General features: G+C 69.4%; 21 protein-coding genes and 2 pseudogenes. 13 read left to right on the top strand and 10 right to left on the bottom strand.

The annotated features are described in order from the left end of the window. The 3 genes from ACLJQE_RS41155 to ACLJQE_RS41145 all read left to right on the top strand — a co-directional run. A partial coding sequence (locus ACLJQE_RS41155; RefSeq protein ID WP_410645127.1) for a cellulose binding domain-containing protein occupies nt 1–137 on the top strand: 137 nt, incomplete at its 5' end. A gap of 242 nt (nt 138–379) precedes the next feature. Next, nucleotides 380–1,996: a glycoside hydrolase family 27 protein gene (locus ACLJQE_RS41150; protein WP_410645121.1), complete on the top strand. Its 1,617-nt coding sequence runs from the start codon at nt 380–382 to the stop codon at nt 1,994–1,996. A gap of 89 nt (nt 1,997–2,085) precedes the next feature. Then, complete coding sequence (locus ACLJQE_RS41145; protein WP_410645120.1) at nt 2,086–4,092, top strand: ricin-type beta-trefoil lectin domain protein; 2,007 nt, start codon at nt 2,086–2,088, stop codon at nt 4,090–4,092. 12 nt (nt 4,093–4,104) lie between these two features. Here ACLJQE_RS41145 and ACLJQE_RS41140 read toward each other — a convergent pair whose 3' ends face one another. The 6 genes and pseudogenes from ACLJQE_RS41140 to ACLJQE_RS41115 form a co-directional block, all read right to left on the bottom strand. Further along, complete coding sequence (locus ACLJQE_RS41140; protein ID WP_410645119.1) at nt 4,105–4,341, bottom strand: hypothetical protein; 237 nt, start codon at nt 4,339–4,341, stop codon at nt 4,105–4,107. An 83-nt stretch (nt 4,342–4,424) separates the two neighbouring features. Next, a pseudogene (locus ACLJQE_RS41135) lies at nt 4,425–5,072 on the bottom strand (ISL3 family transposase); the annotation flags it as partial. 220 nt (nt 5,073–5,292) lie between these two features. Next, nucleotides 5,293–6,246, bottom strand: a pseudogene (locus ACLJQE_RS41130) (IS701 family transposase); the annotation flags it as partial. Nucleotides 6,247–6,480: 234 nt separating this feature from the next. Continuing rightward, a complete protein-coding gene (locus ACLJQE_RS41125) occupies nt 6,481–6,813 on the bottom strand; it encodes a hypothetical protein (protein ID WP_410645118.1) in 333 nt (110 codons plus the stop codon). 137 nt (nt 6,814–6,950) lie between these two features. Then, nucleotides 6,951–7,826 carry a hypothetical protein gene (locus ACLJQE_RS41120; RefSeq protein WP_410645117.1) on the bottom strand — a complete coding sequence of 292 codons (876 nt, stop codon included), beginning with the start codon at nt 7,824–7,826 and terminating at the stop codon, nt 6,951–6,953. A gap of 797 nt (nt 7,827–8,623) precedes the next feature. Beyond that, nucleotides 8,624–9,094, bottom strand: a complete 471-nt coding sequence (locus ACLJQE_RS41115) for a GyrI-like domain-containing protein (RefSeq protein WP_410645116.1) — start codon at nt 9,092–9,094, stop codon at nt 8,624–8,626. Nucleotides 9,095–9,348: 254 nt separating this feature from the next. On the opposite strand from ACLJQE_RS41115, the gene ACLJQE_RS41110 reads away from it, so the two are divergent. From ACLJQE_RS41110 to ACLJQE_RS41080, 7 genes are all read left to right on the top strand, one after another. After that, nucleotides 9,349–10,209 (top strand): slipin family protein, encoded by an 861-nt coding sequence (locus tag ACLJQE_RS41110; RefSeq protein ID WP_410645115.1) that lies wholly within the window; start codon nt 9,349–9,351, stop codon nt 10,207–10,209. 119 nt (nt 10,210–10,328) lie between these two features. Then, the gene (locus tag ACLJQE_RS41105) at nt 10,329–10,487 is read left to right on the top strand and encodes a DUF6307 family protein (RefSeq protein WP_410645114.1); all 159 of its coding nucleotides are present in this window, start codon (nt 10,329–10,331) and stop codon (nt 10,485–10,487) included. A 7-nt stretch (nt 10,488–10,494) separates the two neighbouring features. Beyond that, the gene (locus ACLJQE_RS41100) at nt 10,495–10,989 is read left to right on the top strand and encodes a DUF5994 family protein (protein ID WP_410645113.1); all 495 of its coding nucleotides are present in this window, start codon (nt 10,495–10,497) and stop codon (nt 10,987–10,989) included. A 23-nt stretch (nt 10,990–11,012) separates the two neighbouring features. Then, nucleotides 11,013–12,080: a fatty acid desaturase family protein gene (locus ACLJQE_RS41095; protein WP_410645112.1), complete on the top strand. Its 1,068-nt coding sequence runs from the start codon at nt 11,013–11,015 to the stop codon at nt 12,078–12,080. Nucleotides 12,081–12,131: 51 nt separating this feature from the next. Then, nucleotides 12,132–12,290, top strand: a complete 159-nt coding sequence (locus ACLJQE_RS41090) for a hypothetical protein (RefSeq protein ID WP_285460048.1) — start codon at nt 12,132–12,134, stop codon at nt 12,288–12,290. Nucleotides 12,291–12,353: 63 nt separating this feature from the next. Next, nucleotides 12,354–12,740 (top strand): hypothetical protein, encoded by a 387-nt coding sequence (locus ACLJQE_RS41085; protein WP_285450320.1) that lies wholly within the window; start codon nt 12,354–12,356, stop codon nt 12,738–12,740. Between the two features lie 78 nt (nt 12,741–12,818). Further along, on the top strand, nt 12,819–13,154 hold the full coding sequence (locus tag ACLJQE_RS41080) for a hypothetical protein (protein WP_410645111.1): 336 nt from the start codon (nt 12,819–12,821) through the stop codon (nt 13,152–13,154). A 1-nt stretch (nt 13,155) separates the two neighbouring features. Here ACLJQE_RS41080 and ACLJQE_RS41075 read toward each other — a convergent pair whose 3' ends face one another. The 4 genes from ACLJQE_RS41075 to ACLJQE_RS41060 form a co-directional block, all read right to left on the bottom strand. After that, nucleotides 13,156–14,826, bottom strand: coding sequence for a SulP family inorganic anion transporter (locus tag ACLJQE_RS41075; RefSeq protein ID WP_410645110.1), 1,671 nt, complete (start codon nt 14,824–14,826; stop codon nt 13,156–13,158). After that, nucleotides 14,823–15,233, bottom strand: coding sequence for an ArsR/SmtB family transcription factor (locus ACLJQE_RS41070; RefSeq protein ID WP_410645109.1), 411 nt, complete (start codon nt 15,231–15,233; stop codon nt 14,823–14,825). The genes ACLJQE_RS41075 and ACLJQE_RS41070 overlap by 4 nt, the downstream gene beginning before the upstream one ends. Nucleotides 15,234–15,417: 184 nt before the next feature. Next, the gene (locus tag ACLJQE_RS41065; RefSeq protein ID WP_410645108.1) at nt 15,418–15,573 is read right to left on the bottom strand and encodes a hypothetical protein; all 156 of its coding nucleotides are present in this window, start codon (nt 15,571–15,573) and stop codon (nt 15,418–15,420) included. Between the two features lie 90 nt (nt 15,574–15,663). Then, nucleotides 15,664–16,023 (bottom strand): spore germination protein GerW family protein, encoded by a 360-nt coding sequence (locus tag ACLJQE_RS41060; RefSeq protein WP_410645107.1) that lies wholly within the window; start codon nt 16,021–16,023, stop codon nt 15,664–15,666. A 159-nt stretch (nt 16,024–16,182) separates the two neighbouring features. Here ACLJQE_RS41060 and ACLJQE_RS41055 point away from each other — a divergent pair, with 159 nt between their 5' ends. From ACLJQE_RS41055 to ACLJQE_RS41045, 3 genes are read left to right on the top strand one after another with little or no spacing between them, the layout of a single operon-like run. Then, on the top strand, nt 16,183–17,076 hold the full coding sequence (locus ACLJQE_RS41055) for a class I fructose-bisphosphate aldolase (protein WP_410645106.1): 894 nt from the start codon (nt 16,183–16,185) through the stop codon (nt 17,074–17,076). Next, on the top strand, nt 17,073–17,669 hold the full coding sequence (locus ACLJQE_RS41050) for a 2-oxoacid:acceptor oxidoreductase family protein (protein ID WP_410645105.1): 597 nt from the start codon (nt 17,073–17,075) through the stop codon (nt 17,667–17,669). Before ACLJQE_RS41055 ends, ACLJQE_RS41050 begins: the two co-directional genes overlap by 4 nt. Beyond that, complete coding sequence (locus ACLJQE_RS41045; RefSeq protein ID WP_410645104.1) at nt 17,653–18,894, top strand: transketolase C-terminal domain-containing protein; 1,242 nt, start codon at nt 17,653–17,655, stop codon at nt 18,892–18,894. Before ACLJQE_RS41050 ends, ACLJQE_RS41045 begins: the two co-directional genes overlap by 17 nt. The last annotated feature ends 2 nt before the right edge of the window (nt 18,895–18,896 follow it).

The following is an 18,896-nucleotide window of genomic DNA, read 5'->3' as shown; positions in this document are numbered from 1 at the left end:
TGAAGCAGAACGGCGCCGGCGTGGTCGCCACGGACGCGGGGTGGAACGGCTCGATCGCCGCGGGCGGCAGCACCACCTTCGGCTTCCAGGCCACCGGCGGGACAGCGCCACCGACGCTGACCTGCACCCCCGCCTGAGCAAACCCCCGCGACGGCGCCGGATCGACGTCAATTGGTCCGGCGCCGCCATCATTCGGCCGCGAGAAATGAAAGTTTCACGGCGAAATGAATCTTCGCGGCATCGGTCACGCGAATTGCGTAACCCGCGCGGTATTGAGGACCGGCGCACGGTTGTGTTAGCGTTCACATCTCTGCCACAGTCCGGCTCGCCGTCAATGTTGATGGGGGTTCCGTTGTCGCACGCACGCCACATTCGTCCTTTGTGGATCATTCTCGCCCTCGTCAGCGGGCTGGTCACCGCGTTGACCGTTTCCGCAGCGCCGTCGAGCGCCGCGGCGGCGCCGATCACCAAGCCGCCGATGGGGTGGAACTCCTGGAACTCCTTCGCCGGGGCGATCGACCACACCGTCATCGAGCAGCAGGCGGACGCGATCGTGGCCTCCGGCATGAAGGACGCGGGCTACGAGTACGTCAACATCGACGACGGCTGGTGGACGGGCTCCCGTGACGCGAGCGGCAACATCACCGTCGACACCGCCAAGTGGCCGGGTGGGATGTCCGCCATCACCGCCTACATCCACAGCAAGGGCCTGAAAGCGGGCATCTACACCGACGCCGGCCGCAACGGGTGCGGGTACTACTACCCGACCGGGCACCCCGCCTACCCCGGCACGGGCGCCGAAGGCCACTACGACCAGGACTTCCTCCAGTTCTCCCGCTGGGGCTTCGACTACGTGAAGGTCGACTGGTGCGGTGGCTCGGCCGAAGGGCTCAATGCCCGCAACGCCTACACCGCGATCAGCGACGCCATCGCGCGCGCCACGGCCCAGACCGGGCGCCCGATGGTGTTCTCCGTCTGCGAATGGGGCGGCCAGCAGCCGTGGAACTGGGCGCCGGGTATCGCCAATCTCTGGCGGACCAGTGGCGACATCATCTACTGGGGCGAGCGGCCCGCGATGTCGCGCGTGCTGGCCAACTTCGACGCTGCGCAGCACGCGAGTGCGCAGAGTCCGGGCCACTACAACGATCCCGACATGCTCGTCGCCGGTCTGTCCGGCTTCTCCGACGCACAGAACCGCACCCACCTGAGCCTGTGGGCGATTTCGGGTGCCCCTCTGATCGCTGGCAACAAGCCCAGTGACATGAGCGCCACCACCCGCGCCGCACTGACGAACCGCGAGATGATCGCCGTCGACCAGGACCCGCTCGGGCGGCAGGGTACGAAGGTCACCGAGGACGCTTCGGGGCTCCAGGTGTACCAGAAGGTGTTGTCGGGCACGGGCCGCCGGGCCGTCGTGCTGCTCAACCGTACCGGCTCGGCCGCGACCATCACCGCGCGGTGGTCGACTCTCGGCCTGACCGGCTCGGCCGCCGTCCGGGACGTGTGGGCCGGCGCCGACCGCGGGAGCTTCACCTCCGGCTACGCGACCTCGGTCCCGGCAGGGGAAGCCGTCCTGCTCACGATCACCGGAACCGACGGCGCACCCACCGGCGGCGCAGCGATCACCGGGAAACAGTCGGGTCGCTGCGCCGACGCCGGGAGTTCGGCCAACGGCACCCAGGTACAGCTGCAGGACTGCCAGAGCCGGCCGGGCCAGGCCTGGACCCGCGCGGCGGCCAAGCAGCTGACGGTCTACGACAACAAGTGCCTCGATGCATCCGGCCAGGGCACGGCCAACGGCACCGCCGTGGTCATCTGGGACTGCAACGGGCAGGCCAACCAGCAGTGGACGGTCAACGCGAACGGCACGATCACAGGCAACCAGTCCAACCTCTGCCTCGACGCGACCGGACAGGGCACGGCCAACGGCACCAAGCTCGTGCTCTGGGCCTGCAACGGCCAAGCGAACCAGCAGTGGACAGCGCCCGCGGCCTGAGGTGCCCGAACGCGTACCCGGAAGGGACACCCGAGATGCGGTCCTTCGAGCCTGCCCGTAGGCGGCCCTTCGCCCGTGGAGCTCTGACGGTGCTGTCGGTATTGGGCCTCGTCGTCGCGACCCCGTTCACTACCGGCGCCGCCGCAGCGACTTCGGCGCAGGTCGTCCCCGTCGCGCCGAACGACCCACCCGCCACGATCATCGCCAAGGCCGCGAACGTCGTACCGTCTTCGCGGCAGCTGGCCTGGCAGCGGCTGGAGCGGATGGCGTTCATCCACTTCGGCGTCAACACCTTCACCGACCGGGAGTGGGGCACCGGCACCGAGGACCCCAACGTCTTCCAGCCCGTCGGCCTGAACACCGACCAGTGGGCGTCCTCGCTGAAGAACGCCGGGTTCAAGGGTGGCATCCTCACCGCCAAGCACCACGACGGTTTCCTGCTGTTCCCCTCGAAGGCCTCCACCTTCGGTGTCGCCTCCGACCGAGCCTGGCAGAACGGCGGCGGCGACGTGGTCCGCAGCTTCACCGACTCCATGCACAAGTACGGCCTGAAGGCGGGCATCTACCTCTCCCCGGCAGACCTGCACGAGAACCTCGCGGGCGGGCGGTTCGCCAACGGCAGCGCGCAGAAGCCGGTGACCATTCCCAGCGACCCTTCCGAGATCGTCAACGGCATCACCTTCCAGCTCAATTCCGACGACTACAACGCCTACTTCGAGAACACGATCTACGAGCTGATGTCCCGGTACGGCTCGATCGACGAGGTGTGGTGGGACATGGCCAACCCCACCGGCCGCACGCAGCCCTACAACTTCCTCGACTGGATCAAGATCGTCCGCACGCTGCAGCCCGGTGCGGCGATGGAGAACGACGGCGGCCCGGACATCCGCTGGATCGGCAACGAGAACGGCTACGCCCGCCAATCCGAGACGTCCGTCGTGCCCTACGCCGGCAACGCCGCGATCGCCGCCGACAACATCGTCAATCCGCCCGGCGGCAACGGCGCCGCCGACCTGGGCAGTGACAGCCTGCTCTCCCAGCGCAAATCCGACGGGACCAGCGCGTGGAACTACCTGAAGTGGTCGCCCGGCGAGTGCAACGGGACGCTGTCCGCGCGCCACGACTGGTTCTGGCACCCCAACGAGGTGTGGCGCGGCGTGCCGGAGCTGGAGGACATGTACTACGCCTCCGTCGGCCGCAACTGCAACATGCTGCTCAATGTCTCCCCGAACCGGCAGGGCCAGCTCGACCAGTCGGCGGTGACCGTGCTGTCGGAGTTCAACGCCCGGCTCACCGGGACGTTCGGCGCCAACCTCGCCGCCGGCGCGACCGTGACCAACGACAACGGGACGGGCAACACCGCCGGGCGCACCCCCGGCCTGGCGCTGGACGGCAATCTGGACAGCTCCTGGCAGCCGTCGGCCACGACCGGCGGGCTGGTGTTCACGCTGCCCGCGGCGCGGACGTTCGACGTCCTCTCCGTGCAGGAGGACCTGAACTTCGGCCAGCACGTCCAGTCCTACGCCGTGGACGCCTGGAACGGCGGCGCGTGGAACCAGATCGCGACCGACACCACGATCGGCCAGAAGAAGCTGACCCGCCTGCGGTCGCCGGTGACCACCAGCCAGGTCCGGCTGCGCATCACCGGCTCGAGGACGGCACCGGCGATCGCCGAATTAGGGCTGTTCAAGCGACCCGGCGGCAGCAGCCAGCAGGGCAGCATCACGTCCACCTCGTCCGGCCGGTGCGTCGACGTCAACGGGCAAAGCGCCGCGAACGGCGCGGCGGTGCAGCTGTGGGACTGCAACGGCGGCGCGAACCAGCGCTGGACGGCCACGTCGGCCAAGCAGCTGACGGTCTACGGGAACAAGTGCCTGGCCGCCTACGGCGCGGGAACCGGCCCGGGCACCACGGTCGTGATCTGGGACTGCCACGGCGGCACCAACCAGCAGTGGACGACCAACTCCGACGGCACGATCACCGGCGTCCAGTCCGGGTTGTGCCTGGACGCCGCCGGCGGCGGCACCACGAACGGCACGAAGATCGTCCTCTGGACCTGCTCGGGCGGAAGCAACCAGAAGTGGCAGTTCCACTGAGTCCCGACCCGGTCAGTGCCGGTTGAACTGCCGGGACGTCGGCTGGACGACGTCGGCCTTGACCGGCAGGGGGTCGACGACGAGCCGCTCCCCGTAGATGTCGGTGACCGCGATGGCCCCACCGCACCCGGCGCCGTTCTCCGACAGGAAGTAGTTGTAGTCGGTGCGCTGAAGCTGTTCCAGCCGCCGCCCGTGCGGACTTCCGGCCGGGCCACGGGATTGCGGTGGTCGATCGCCTGGATACCGCACCAGTACTGGGACGATCCTGCCTTGTAGCGGATGGAGATCGGGTCTGTCAAACGAACGGCTCTGGCGCACTTTCGGTGGTGGTCTTACCCGAGCAGGATGCGGTGGCGAAGGAGAGCAAAGCCTGCTCGTCCGTACATTTGCCGCTTGATTAGCTTCGTTTTGGTGTTCACGCCTTCGGTGCGTCCGTTGTGGTGATCGAGGGTGATCGCAGCGGTGACGGCGTCGATGTCCTGGTCGATGCCTCGGGCGAAGGAGTGCACGTGGGGTAGATCCGCCTCGCGTGCGGCGGTGGTCCAGGCCGCCAACTGGGCCGGATTGTCCTTGTGGGGAACGAGAAGGGCGGCGAAGGAACGCACGACGGCGGCCAGCGCCGTCATCTCGGGGCAGGCCGCGGTCAGGGCTTCGAGTCGTTCGCGTTGCCGCTCGGTGAGATTCTCGGGCCGGGTCAGCAGCAGCCGGGCGACCCGGCGCGGCGAGAGGTGCGGACGCTCGTCGAGGTGCCGTCCCTGGTTCAGGTACCGCACGAGGAGGGTGTGGCTGCCGTTGTAGCCCAGGGCGCGGATTTCGCCCAGCAGCGCGGTAGCCCCCACGCCCGGGTCCCGTTCACGGCGGGCGCGTAGATGGTCCCGGTACGGGCCAACCATGCAGGCCCGGTACTTCGGGACCCGCTGGATGCGCTCCGGCGTGGCGGCGCGGGCGTAGCGCTTGACTGTGTTCATCGCCAGGCCTAGTACTGCAACGGCAGTTAGGTGAGTGGGTAGCCACGTCGCTTGTAGTGGCTGAGGCGGGCTTGGTGTTGTCGTCGGCGGCGAAAGGATGACCAGGCCCAGACGTGCTCGGCGGCGTCGGTGACACGCAAGACCAGCCTGGTGAGCAGGCGCCGGATCTCCGGTAGCGTGAACCCGATCATGCCTGGTTCGCCGACACCGATTCCCCTTTTATGGCCAGGGAACGGGAGACGGCGAGCCAGGCGTGGGCCAGCAGGCTCGAGCGGCGGGGCCCATAGCAGACGTAGTAGGCGATCTCGGTCGGGTCACTGATCGAGCGCCGGGCGAGCAGCCAGTGCCCACGGCCGGAGCGCCAGCCGATCCCGACCGGGATCCGCGCCCAGTCGTACTCGCGCGGGCCGTGCGCCCCGGCCCCGACCGACAACCTCCGCCACGCCCGAGCGGACAAGTCCGCGATCAGCTCGTCCGCCCGCAGCTCAGCACCCTCGGCGGTGGTCAGTAGATCGTTGACCTTGGTGGCCAGCACATGCGCGGCGTCGCGGTCCTCCAGCCACGCCCGCAGGTACTTGACCTGCCCATAGGCCTCATCAGCGGTGACCCACGCGAACGGCACCCTCGCGGCGAACGTCCGCGCCAGCATGTCCATCGCCTGCCGCGGCTTCGTCTCGAACTCGGTCCCGTCCGGGATCCCCGCCCGCCGGCACCGTTCCCGGTCGGCGATCCACGGCTCAGGCAGATACAGCTCCCGGTCGATCAGCGCATGCCCCCGAGGCGAGGCATACGCCAGGAACGTGCCGATCTGGCAGTTCTCGATCCGGCCCGCCGTCCCGGAATACTACCGCTGCACCCCCGCGGACTTGGTGCCCTTCTTCAGGAAGCCGGTGTCGTCCACGATCAGCACACCATCCGGCTCACCGAGATGCTCGATGACATAGTCGCGCACATCGTCGCGGACTCCGTCGATGTCCCAGTCCGCCCAGCGCAGCAGCCGTTGCATGCCGTCCGGGGACATTTCACCGGCTTGCTCGGCAAGCGTCCAGCCGTTCTTCCGCTCCAAACCCGCGACCAGCCCGGACACATAATCCCGAGCACGACTCCGCGGCTCCGACCGCGTGAACCGACCCGCGATCCGGTCATGCACCCGATCCAGCTCCGCCATCACCACATCGACTACCACCAGGATGATCTACCACACCTCATCCAAGTGCCGTTGCAGTACTAGTTCATCCCCGTGCCGCGCTTAGAAATGACGTCGGCGATGCTGGCGGTGCTCGTGCTCCCGGCGTTGCACGGCGGCACACTGCCGGGATGGTCCGGGTGGTTGGCGCTTGCTCGCGGCGCTGGTGGTGTGGCTCGCGGACACCGTCCACGAAGCACTGCGCGCCCGGCTCGGGCACGGGTGCCGGAGCCGTTACTTCACGCGGCGCGAGGGACGGCGGCGCGCGTACTGCGGGCCGTGGAAGACACTGGCGGCGAGCAGGATGCCGAATACGAAGCCGAAGTCGTACCAGTGCCCGTTGTTGTGCACTTCGTAGACGCCGACGTGGTCGTTGAACAGCGAGACGAGGAACGTGATCGGGCAGATGAAGCCGTGCCAGAGGCCGAGCCAGAAGCCGGGTTGGAGGGCAGTGCCGGCGACGGTGTTCGCAGCCGGCGCACAGCCGGCCAGGAGCACTCCCAGGTTTGCGGCCAGCCCGGCGACGGTGAGCCGGCGCCGGATGGCGGGGCGATGTCGGAGGTTCACCGCACCACCATCCCGGGCCCGGTGTTCACCCAGAAGAGTCTAAGGTCCTCGACCGGGATCCTTTGCTCCTCGGGACTTACCGCTCCCGGGAGGTCTCGGGTCCTCGGCATATGGAGCGAAGGAACCGCGATCCGCCGCTACTGCTGCTTGTCGAGGCCGGAATGGGGTGGAGTGTCGGCCGGTGAGAGGTCGGGTGTCCGGTCGGCCGGGGTGAGCAGTTCGGAGTAATGGCCCAGCATGCGTTCGCTGATGCGGCGGTAGAACTCGGGCAGGGTGGTGATCCGGCCCTCGTGGAAGGCCAGGAACTGCCGGTTGGATCGCAGCATTTCCAGGATGCGCCGGAAACTCGCGACGTCGGCGCGGAAACCTGCGGTGCGTGCCCGGTGGACGTATCCGACGAGGCGGTGGGACGTGCTCCGCAGCCGCCGGCGCAGCATCGCCGGGGACGCGGCGTGCGAGTAGAGCTCGATGAGCTTTTCGTAGTAGGTGATCGGGTCGTAGTGCTTGATCGTGGTCACCAGGTAGGGCGCGTAGTAGAACGTGAACGGCATCGTGGTGAGGATCCGGCCGGCCGCGGTGAGTTCGGCGTGCAGCGGCGTGCCGCCGAACGGCACCGGGATGTTGATCGTCGGGAAAGCGAACGGGGCCAGGTCCATGAACCGTTTGGTGAGCTCGACCGGTTCGTCGCCCTGGTCGGTGTCGAGTCCGAACATGAAGTTCGCTTGCAGGTAGGGCACGTTCTCGGCCAGTTGGGCGAAGTGCGCGGCGACGCGGTCGACCTTCTCGGTTCCGCTGGTCCGGCCGACGCCGGCTTTGTTCGAGTAGTCGGTCCACGACTCGACGCCTGGTGCGACCATGGCGCAGTTCGTTTCCTTCAGTCGCCGCGGCCGGTCTCCGCGCAGGACCGTGAGCGAGCTTTCGATGATGTAGGGCGGCCGTTGGCCGGGAGGCTGGGCCTCCAGTGTTTCGAAGACCTTGTCGAACTTCACGGCGAAGTTGGGGTCGTGGAACACGATGAGCCGGTTCGGCAGGTGCCGGGCCAGGTATCGCAGTCGGCCTGGAGGCGGTCGGCCGGGAGCGGGCGGTAGGTGCTGTTCCAGTCGATGCAGAAGTCGCATCGGTAGGGGCAGCCCATGCTGGCGAGCATGGGGACGGCGGACAGCAGCAGTGGTTTGCGTTTCCAGAAGAAGGCCGACGCGCGGATTTCGGGCATTCGTTCCTCGACGGTCGGTACGAAGTCGAACGGGCGGTTGGCCGAGATGATGGTGCCCGGGTCGAACTGGCCGCCAGGATGTCGGCGACCAGTTCCGGGTTGCACTCCTGCACGACCAGGTCGAAGAAGCGCAGGCAGTCGACCGGGAAGGCCTTGGCGTGCGGGCCGCCGATCACCGTGCGGACGCCGGCCCGGCGGTAGAACTTCGCCAGCGCGTAGGCGAGGTGGCTGACCTGCGTGTAGCAGGAGATGAAGACCACGTCGAGGTCGGCGGGCAGCAGGCGGTGCGGCCGGCCGAGGCCGTAGTAGGTGGCGTAGAAGGTCTCGTGCCCTTGCCTGCGGCACCACACCGAGATGGCCTGCGGGGTGATACTCGCGTACTGCTTGGTGATGAACAGCTGGTAGGCGAAGTCCACCGGGCGCCGCGCAGGCGGGCCGAGAAGATCGAGGATTCCGACTCGCACCACGTGGCCCCGTTCGGATAGCCCGGCCAGGCAGGAAACAAGGATCAGCGACGAGCTGGCGGCGACGTCGCCGGGGACTGGGGCAAACGCGGCGATCAGGTGCGAGTATAGAGGCCCGCTCCGAAACGACGGTTCAGTGGATCCGGTACGGCTGCACGACCTCGGTTCGCCAGGTACCCGGATCGGGTTGCTCCGCAGGGGAGGTCAAGTAGATCTCCCAGGCGTCCCCGGCGAGTTCGCCGTCGTGCTCGTGCACCCACGAAGCGAGCGCGCCGTAGGCGGACTCCATCGCGTCGTACGGTCCGATGTGGACGGTATCGGCGACTGGGCCGCCCGGGAGCGTCGACGGGTGGACGTCGTCGACGGGTTCGATGGCGGTGGCGACCGGGAACCCCGCTTCGACGCGGAACCGGCCCTCGGCTTCCGGGTGGTAGCGCGCGAACGGGGGGCCGGTCGGTGCCCAGCCGTGGGCGGCCAGGACTTCGGCGATGGTGCCGTAGTGCCGGCCGAGCCAAGGCCCGATCTGCGCGACCGGCAAGGTCGCTTCCACGACGGCGGTGGGCTGCTCGTTCCGGTTGTGCAGCCGGATCTCGTGGATCTGCATGACGAGAGTGTCCGAGTGGCTGCCCGAGCGGGGCCAGAGTCGTCCGTCCCGCCGGAGAAGGACTTTCGGCCCGCGCCGGACGGATGCCGGTGGCCGAGGTCCCGGGCCACGGTGACTTCCGGCCGTGGCCGCGGCCACATCGGCGGGCTTGGCTTGGCTCACGGTCGCCGGACGACGGCCGTCCGCCTGGACTCCGGCGACCTGGGAATGTCGCACAGAGGTCGCCCGGTTCCACCTACGACGGGAGACTCACCATGAATGGCTGGATCATCGCCGCGGTCGCCGTGGTCGTCCTGCTCCTGCTGGGCATGTCGATCAGGATCGTGAAGCAGTACGAGAAGGGTGTGTTGTTCCGGCTGGGCCGGGTCATCGGGGTGCGCGAGCCGGGGTTGCGGTTCATCATCCCGGTCGTCGACGTCCTGCGGCAGGTGTCGCTGCGGATCGTGACGATGCCGATCCAGTCCCAAGGCATCATCACGCGGGACAACGTGAGCGTCGACGTGTCCGCGGTGGCGTACTTCCGCGTGGTCGACGCGACCAAGTCGGTCGTGGCGATCGAGAACGTCCACGCGGCGATCGACCAGATCGCGCAGACCACGCTGCGGAAGGTCGTGGGGCAGCACACACTCGACGAGACGCTGTCCGAGACCGACGCGATCAACTCCGACATCCGCCAGATCCTCGACGTCACGACGACCGAGTGGGGCGTGGAGGTCACGTTGGTGGAGCTGAAGGACATCCAGCTGCCGGAGTCGATGAAGCGGGCGATGGCGAAGCAGGCGGAGGCCGAGCGGGAGAAGCGAGCCAAGATCATCAACGCGGAGGGTGAGTCGCAGGCCGCCGCGGCCTTGGGGGACGCGTCGGACACGATGATGGCGCACCCGCTGGCGTTGCAGCTGCGGAACCTGCAGAGCCTGGTGGAGATCGGCGTGGACAAGAACACCACGGTCGTGTTCCCTGCGCCGCTGATGAGCACCATCGGTGAGCTCGGGACTTTCCTCGCCCGCGAAGCCGCGTCGGCCACCGCGGCGGTTCCGGCCCGGCCGGACGCGGCGTTCACCCCGGCTCCGGCCGCGCCCCGGCGGGGAACGCCGGCGGTTCCGGCTTCGGTGTAGCCACCGGGCGCTTCGGGACGTTGGTCCACCGGGATGAGTGCTTTGCGCCCTTTCCCGGTGGACAAGGCGCGTTCGATCATCGAAGGAGCACGGCATCGGTCGTCGAGAGAAGGTTCGAGATGGACGTGGAACCGGTCTACGTGTCCCGTTACGAGCAGCTCGTGAAGCTCGTGGAGGACGTGGTGAAGGACAATTCGCCGCTGAGTGCGGAAGAAGCCCGCGAGCTGGCGATCCGGCTGCTGCGGACGCTTGAAGAGATCCCCGAGAAGATCCGCTGAGGTCGTCATGGGAAACGAAACTCTCGCCAAGACGGACTCGGGGCGTCGCACGTCGCGGGTGTCGGTGAAGCCGGCCGGTTCTCCCGCCGGCTTCGTGGACGGCGCCTGGTGGCCGCGGACGGCAGATCTGGCCGCCGAGCTGCCGGACCTGCTCGCCGCCCTGGCCGGTCGGCTGGGGGCCGCCGAGCGGGTCACCTTCAACCTCACGGCTTGGGAGCCGCCTGGTCGCCGGCTGATCGTCGGAGGCCGGGTGGTGCGACTGGAAGGGTTCCGCTCGCAGCACCCCGGCACCCTGACGGTGATCGGGACCGGCGGCCAGCGGCGGCTCACCCTGCTGACGGTGCCGCCCGGAACCGAACCCGGGACCGCCGGGCGGGTGCTGAGGACGGCCTCGGAGGTGGGCAACGTCGAGAGCCCCGAGGCGCTGCTCGGGGCCGACGGGATGGCGTCGGCCCGGCAGCGCTGGGAAGCGGAAGGCGGGCGCCTGCGGGCGCCGGCCTGACAGCACGATCGGGAGGTCGAACCATGAACTCCGTTCAACCGCAGACCCGGCAAGTGCCGGGCCCCAAGCACGGCAGCGAATACGCCGAACTGCTGCACGTGGTCAAGGAAGCCGGGCTGATGCGGCGCCGTCCGGTGCACTACGCGGTGAAAGGCAGCCTGACGTTGCTGGCCTTCGCCAGCGCCTGGGTGGTCTTCGCGGTGCTGGGGGACACGTGGTGGCAATTGTTCACCGCGGTGTTCCTGGCCGTCGCGTACACCCAGATCGCGTTCCTCGGGCATGACGCCGGGCACAAGCAGATCTTCCCCCGCCGCCGCGCCAACGACGTGGTGGGGATCGGGCTGGCCGGGCTGGTCGGGATGAGCTACGGCTGGTGGGTCGGCAAGCACAACCGCCACCACGCCAACCCGAACGTCGAGGGCGCCGACCCGGACATCGACATCGCCGCGCTGGCGTTCACGCCGCGGCAGAGCCGCGCGAAGCGGGGCTTCCTGCGGTGGATGGCGAAGTACCAGGCGTTTCTGTTCTTCCCGCTGTTGCTGCTGGAGGGGCTCGATCTGCACTGGTCGGGCATCAAGGCCGTGTGGCACGGCGGGCTCAGGGCCCGGTGGGTGGAGGCGACCTTGCTGACGATCCACGTCGTCGCCTACCTGGCCGCGGTGTTCCTGGTCCTTTCGCCCGGCAAGGCGTTCGTGTTCATCGCGGTGCACCAGGGTCTGTGGGGTCTTTACATGGGGTGCTCCTTCGCGCCGAACCACAAGGGGATGCTGACGTTGTCGAAGGGGAACCAGCTGGACTTCCTGCGCAAGCAGGTGCTGACTTCGCACAACGTCACCGGCCGGCCGTGGGTGGACTTCGCGCTCGGCGGGCTGAACTTCCAGATCGAGCATCACCTGTTCCCCAGCATGCCTCGCCCCACGCTGCGGCGTGCTCAGCCGTTGGTGGAGGCGTTCTGCGCGAGCAGGGGCATCGGCTACAGCGAGGGTGGCCTGCTGATGTCCTACGGCCAGATCCTGCGGTACCTGCACGAGGTCGGCGCGCCGTTGCGGGCCGAAGACGCGCGGAAGAAGGGCCGCGCGAGAAGCCACTGACGCAAAGGCGTCCGTGGACCGGATTTCGTTCCAGTCGACCAGGAGGTCGTCATGATGATTTTGATCGTTGTTCTGCTGGTGGTCTGGCTGATCACCGCCGTCATCGGGTTCGCGTTCAAGGGCCTGGTCTGGCTGGCCATCGTCGGGATCGTGCTGTTCGTCGGCACCGCCGTCATCGGCTTCGTCCGTCGCCGGGCACTTCGCCGCTGACGGATCGCCTGCGGGTCGGTGAACCCCGGAAGCCGCGGCGCCCTGCCGCGGAGAGGAGAGAATGTGTCCTGGCGAGCGCCTGACGACGAGAGCTGGCGGCGGAGCACCCTGATCACCCATCACCTGGACCACCCACCGCAGGTCAAGGCGCTCGTCGACGAGCTGTACGCGACGCTGTCCGAGAACGGGCGCCGCGACTACGAAACCATGATCGCGGCGGAGTACGCCGGCCCCGATGAGCAGGTCGAGCACCACTCGTTCGGTGACGGCGTGCTCAGCGTCATCGCCCGGCCGATGCGTGACGCGGAGACGTTGCGGCTGACTCACCTGGTCTACGGCGGGTGCACCGCCCACGAGATCCGGCAGGACCTGGTGGCTCGGGGCCTGGGCTCGCTGGCCATCACCTGGGTGTACCCGCCGGACACCGTCCTGCTCGAGGAGGACGGCTAGTCAGCGGCGCGGACGCCGACCCGCGCCACCAGTACCGTCGATGGGGGCTGACCCGACTCCGCGGAGGTAATCCGGCAAATGACCACCCATGAAGACGTCACCCAGCTCGACGCCGTCTCGGCCGAACTGCTCGAGGAAGCCCGCCGCCACGACGCTCACCGTGCGGCGCGGACCCTCATCACCGGCTCCCTCCAGCGAGCGACCGTCGTCGCGCTCGCCGAAGGCGCCGAGCTGGCCGAACACGACGCACCCCCCGCCGCCACCCTCTACGTCGTCACCGGCCGCGTGCAGCTGCACACCCACGACCACACCTGGATGCTCGAGCGCGGTCAGCTCGTCCGCATTCCCCCGGAACGGCACGGGCTGACCGCGCTCGCCGACAGCGCGGTCCTCCTCACCGTCGCATTGCACTAGGTCAGCCCTGCGTGCCGACGGCGGTGGCGTCGGTCGTCCGGACGCGTTGCACGTGTGACCGGGCGTGGGCGGTTGCTTCGCCGAGGTCGGTGAACAGGTGGTTCTCGTGCCGGAGTTTGCCGAGGGCGCCGGTGGCGGTCAGCAGGTGCCGGTGGTGCGGCCGGATGCCCTTGACCAGCACGGTGATGCCGCGGGCTTCGAGTTCTTCGATTGCTTCGCCGAGTGCTTTGGCGCCGGTGGCGTCGAGGAGGTGCAGGCGGGACAGGCGCAGGATGACGACGAGGACGTCGTCGGTGGTGCCGGCGATGTCGGTGACGATGCGTTCGGATGCGCCCCAGAACAGGGCGCCTTCGAAGCCGAACACCGCGATGTGTTCGTCGCCGGGGGTGGCGGGGCCGGGTAGCGGGTCGCGGCGGGCGTGGGCGGCGCCGGCGAGGTGGCGCAGGGCGAAGAAGGCGGCGGCGAGCAGGCCGATCTCGACGGCGAGGATGAGGTCGGCCGCGACGGTCACGAGCGCGGTCACGGCGAAGGTGGCCGCGCTGGACCGGCTCGCGCGGAGGACTTCGCGGATCGTGGGCAGCGGCACCATGCGCAGGCTGGTGACCATGAGAACCCCCGCCAGCGCGGCCAGCGGGATCCGGGACACGAGCCCGGTGGCGGCGTAGATCACCGCGAGGATCACCAGGGCGTGGGTGATGGCGGCCAACCGGGTCCGGGCGCCGGAGCGGACGTTGACGGCGGTGCGGGCGATCGCGCCGGTGGCGGGCATGCCGCCGAAGAGACCGCTGGCGATCGAGGCCAGGCCTTGGCCGAGGAGTTCGCGGTCGGGGCGGGTCGGCCCGACCGACGGCCCGCCGCGGGTCATCGTCACGGCGACGCGGGCGGAGAGCAGGGACTCGATGGCCGCCAGTGCGGCGACGGCGATGACGGCGCCGGTGAGGTCGCCGACCGCGCCGAGGGTGAAGGACGGCAGGGCGGGGGTCAGTGTGCTGGGCAGTCCGCCGATCCGGGGCAGCGGTGCATGGAGGAGCTCGGCGGCGATGGTCGCCGCGGCGACCGCGAGCAGGGATGCCGGGAGCCCGCGGTGCAGCTTGGGCAGCGCCAGCATGATGGCCGCGATGAGCGCCACGGTGGCGATCGTCCAAACGGCTGTCCCGCCGCCGGTCACGGCGTGAGCGACGGCGTTGGCCGCGCCCAGGAGCGGGTTCTTTCCCGGCGGCGCGGTGGCGCCGACGGCCGCGGGGACCTGTTGCAGGAAGATTATGCAGGCGATCCCGAGGGTGAAGCCCTCGACGACTGGCCAGGGGAGGTACCCGACCAGCCTGCCCAGCCGCGCGGCTCCCGCGATGAGCACGACCAGCCCGCCGAGGATCGAGACCAGGGCGATCGAGGACGAGCCGTGGGTCGCGACGATCGGCGCCAGGACGACGGCCATCGCGCCGGTCGGTCCGGACACCTGGACCGGTGAGCCGCCGAGCACCGCGGCCACGATCCCCGCCACGACGGCCGTGACCAGCCCCGCCGCGGGTCCTGCACCCGAGCTGACCCCGAAGGCCAGGGCCAGGGGCAGGGCCACGACGCCGACGGTGACCCCGGCGAGGAGGTCTGCGCGCAGCACGGGCCCGTGGAGGTCGTAATCACCCCGGCCGGGCAGCAGGTCGCGGGCGTTCACGCCCGGGCCGCGATCGCGTCGAGCACGGCTTGGGGGCTCGCGCCGGGCAGCGGCGGCAGTTCGCGCGCGGCGCGCAGCTGCTCCGAACCGGGGTGGAGCCCGGCCAGCAGGAACGCGCGGGCGACGACCAGCAGCTCGGCGACTAGGGGTTCGGCGAGCCAGTAGTCGACGGCGTTGCCGGTCCGGGACGACGTGACGACCCGGGTGCGGCGCAGCACCGCGAGGTGCTGGGACAGCTGGGAAGCTTCGCACCCGGTCACTTCGAGCAGCCGCGTCACCGGCGCGCCGTCGTCACCGGCGGCGGCCAGCACCTCCAGGACCTGGATCCGCGTCGGGTGCGCGAGGCACTTGAACAGGTCGGCCTTGATCCGGTACAGCGGCTCCGTCGTGCGTGACCTCGCGGGCATGAGCACCTCCTGGATTGATGACTCTATCAATCCATCAATCCAGGACTCGGCCGGGCTTGCTCAGCCATCCTCGCCGTGGGGTGCCTGGGCGGAGCTGAACTGGCCTTGCCAGGTGGCTTGGGCGCCGGAGTCGGCCGCGGGAAGGCGCCGATGCGCCGGCCGTCGGGGCCGGGCCGACTTCCCGTTAGCGCCACCACACCACGAGGGCGAGTACGGCGACGGGGAGCGCGACGTAGAGGGCCGTGTCGCCGAGTTCGGTATGGGTGCGCACGAGCGGTGTGGACGCGACCCGGCGTTCGAGCCACTCGCCGGCTTCGGTGGTGATCGGGACCAGCGCCACGACGAGGACGGACAGGATCGCGTTCGGTCCCGCGAGCTTGCGGGTTTTCGGCTGGTGAGCGGCACGTCAGCGGACGGCAAAACCGCACCGTTACCGCTCATCACCCGGCGGTGCGGCTCGGTACTTGAGTTTCGCCAGCCGGGTGGCGGCGAAGAGCGCCGCGACGGCGATCGCGCCGAGAGTGGCCAGGAGGCGGTTGACGTCGATCGCCGGTTCCCAGCGCAGCTTGCCGTCCTTGATGACGTACGCGCCGACCGGTTTGGCGGAGAGCCCGAAGCCGGCGCCCTCGCCGGATCGGCCCTTCTCGTCGCGGCTGTCGCCGCCGCCACCGCCGGTGCCGACGCTCGAGGCCACGATCACGGTGACCCCGTCGACCTCGTACGGCTCGCTGTAGACCATCTTGGTCTCCAGCCCGTCCTTCGCCTTCGCGAGCAGTTCGTCGACCTTCATGCGGCCAAGTCTCATCGCCGGCGCGCGCGAGCAGCAGAGCCATTGGTCCCACCCGTTGGTGACCGAGGGCCCCGGTACCGGTGGCGTTCGCCAGCGGTGATCACCACCGCGCCGCGATTTGCTGGGCACACCACGAACCCGCGACTGTCGGAGGCCGCCATGGCGCACCGTCCCGCACTGGCCGAACTCGGGCTGAACACCGGCAAGAAGACGCGGCTGCACCGCATCCTGCACGAACACGGCCTGCGCAACGGGACCGCGTTCTTCCTGCCCTACGACCAGGGCCTGGAACACGGTCCCCGCGACTTCTTCGCCAACCCGGCGGCGAGCGACCCGAAGTACATCCTCAAGCTCGCGCTCGAAGGCGGGTTCAACGGGATCGCGATCCAGATCGGGCTGGCCGAAAAATTCTACTGGGACTACGCGGGTGAGCTGCCGCTGGTGCTGAAGCTCAACGGCAAGACCGAAATCCCGTCCGACGCCGAGGCGCTTTCCCCGCTGCACGGCAGCGTCGAGGACGCGGTCCGGCTCGGCGCGGACGCCGTCGGCTACACCCTCTACGTCGGAAGTCCCGCGCAGGAACACGACTTCGCCCAGCTGCGGCAGGTCCGCGCCGACGCGCACCGGCTGGGCATGCCGCTGATCGTCTGGGCCTACCCGCGTGGTTCGGCCATCGAGGGCAAGGGCGGGAAAGACTCGTTCTACGCCGTCGACTACGCCGCGCGCACCGCGTCCGAGCTGGGCGCCGACGTCGTGAAGGTCAACTTCCCGCACCCCGCCAAGATCGACAACGTCCCCGCGCCGTACGCGAAGGAAACGACCAGCCAGCAGGCGATCGACGCCGTCGTCCGGTCGGCCGGGCGGACGCTGCTGCTCGTCTCCGGCGGCGGCAAGGCCGGCGACGACGCGATGCTGGAAAAGGCGCGCGAGTCGATGGAAGCCGGGGCCACCGGGCTGATTTTCGGCCGCAACGTCTGGCAGCGCGACCACGACGAATCCCTGCGGTTCGTCGCGGCGCTGCGCGACATCCTCGCCAAGTACCCGAGCACATGAGCATGACGGAGGTCCGCATCCACGGCCGCGGCGGCCAGGGCGTGGTGACCGCTGCCGAGCTGCTGTCGGTCGCCGCGTTCACCGAAGGGCGGCACGCGCAGGCGTTCCCCAGCTTCGGCTCCGAGCGCACCGGTGCGCCGGTCGTGTCCTTCTGCCGGATCGCCGACCGGGTGATCCGCACCCGGGAGCCGATCGTGCGGCCGGACGCGCTGATCATCCAGGACGCCACCCTGCTGCACCAGGTGAACGTCTTCGAGGGCTTGAAGCCCGAGGGCTACCTGCTGGTGAACTCCGCACACAGCTTCGAGGAACTGGGGCTGGGGGAGTTCGTCCGCGGGTTCCGGCGCGAGCGGCTGCTCGTGGTGCCCGCGACCGAGCTGGCTCAGAAGCACCTCGGCCGCCCGATGCCGAACGCGGCGCTGCTCGGCGGGTTCGCCGCCTTGACCGGCGTCGTCGAGCTGCGCTCGGTGATCACCGCGATCTCCGGCCGGTTCGCCGGCGCCAAGGCCGACGGGAACATCGCCGCGGCCACCGCGGCCTACGGGTTCGTGCGTGCCGAGCGGGAGGAGCTGTCCGGTGCTCAGGCAGATTGAGGGGTCCAAAGCCGTGGCCGACGCGGTCGCGCTGTGCCGGCCGGAGGTCGTCTGCGCGTACCCGATCTCTCCGCAGACCCACATCGTCGAAGGCCTGGCGGAGCTGGTGAAGTCCGGTGAGCTCGCGCCGTGCGAGTTCGTCAACGTCGAGTCGGAGTTCGCCGCGATGTCGGTCGCCATCGGCGCGTCCGCGGCGGGCGCGCGGGCCTACACGGCGACCGCGAGCCAGGGCCTGTTGTACATGACCGAGGCGGTGTTCAACGCGTCCGGGCTCGGCCTGCCGATCGTGATGACGGTGGCCAACCGGGCGATCGGTGCGCCGATCAACATCTGGAACGACCACAGCGACAGCATGGCCCTGCGGGACGCCGGCTGGATCCAGCTGTATGCCGAGACCAACCAGGAGGCGGCGGACCTGCACGTCCAGGCGTTCCGGATCGCCGAGGAGCTGTCCACGCCGGTGATGGTCTGCATGGACGGCTTCGTGCTGACCCACGCCTGGGAACCCCTCGACTCGCCCGAGCAAGCGCAGGTCGACGCGTTCCTGCCGCCCTACGAGCCCCGGCAGGTCCTCGATCCGGCCGAGCCGTCGTCGATCGGGGCGATGGTCGGCCCCGAGGCGTTCACCGAGGTCCGCTACCTCGCCCACGCCCGCCTGATGGAGGCTCTCGATGTCGTCCCGGACGTCTCGGACCGCTTCGCCGAGGCGTTCGGCCGCAACTCCGGCGGGCTGACCCGCGCCTACCGCACCGAGGACGCCGACACGATCGTGATCGCGCTCGGCTCGGTGCTCGGCACCCTCAAGGACACCGTCGACGAGCTGCGGGAGGAGGGGCTGCGCGTCGGCGTGCTGGGGGTGACCTGTTTCCGGCCGTTCCCCGCCGACGCCGTCCGCGCGGCGATCGGGCACGCCCGGGACGTCGTGGTGCTGGAGCGGGCCTTCGAGCCCGGCGTCGGCGGGATCGTCACGCAGAACGTGGTCACGGCGGCGCCTGCGACCCGGGTGCACACGGTCGTCGCGGGCCTCGGCGGCCGCGCGGTCACCAAGACCTCCCTGGACGGGATGCTGCGAGCGGCGGAGGAGTTGCCGCCGTTGACCTTCCTGGACCTCGACCGCTCGCTGATCGACCGGGAACTGGGACGGCTGGCCGCCGCCCGGCGCTCAGGCCCGACGGCGGAAAACCTCCTGCGCGACCTCGGTGTGGTCGCCTCACGGATCGGGTGATG

The organism is Amycolatopsis sp. lyj-346 (genome assembly GCF_046548975.1).
Classification (GTDB): domain Bacteria; phylum Actinomycetota; class Actinomycetes; order Mycobacteriales; family Pseudonocardiaceae; genus Amycolatopsis.
Note: the sequence above shows the minus strand (reverse complement) of the source record. Positions and strands in the feature narration are given on the sequence as shown.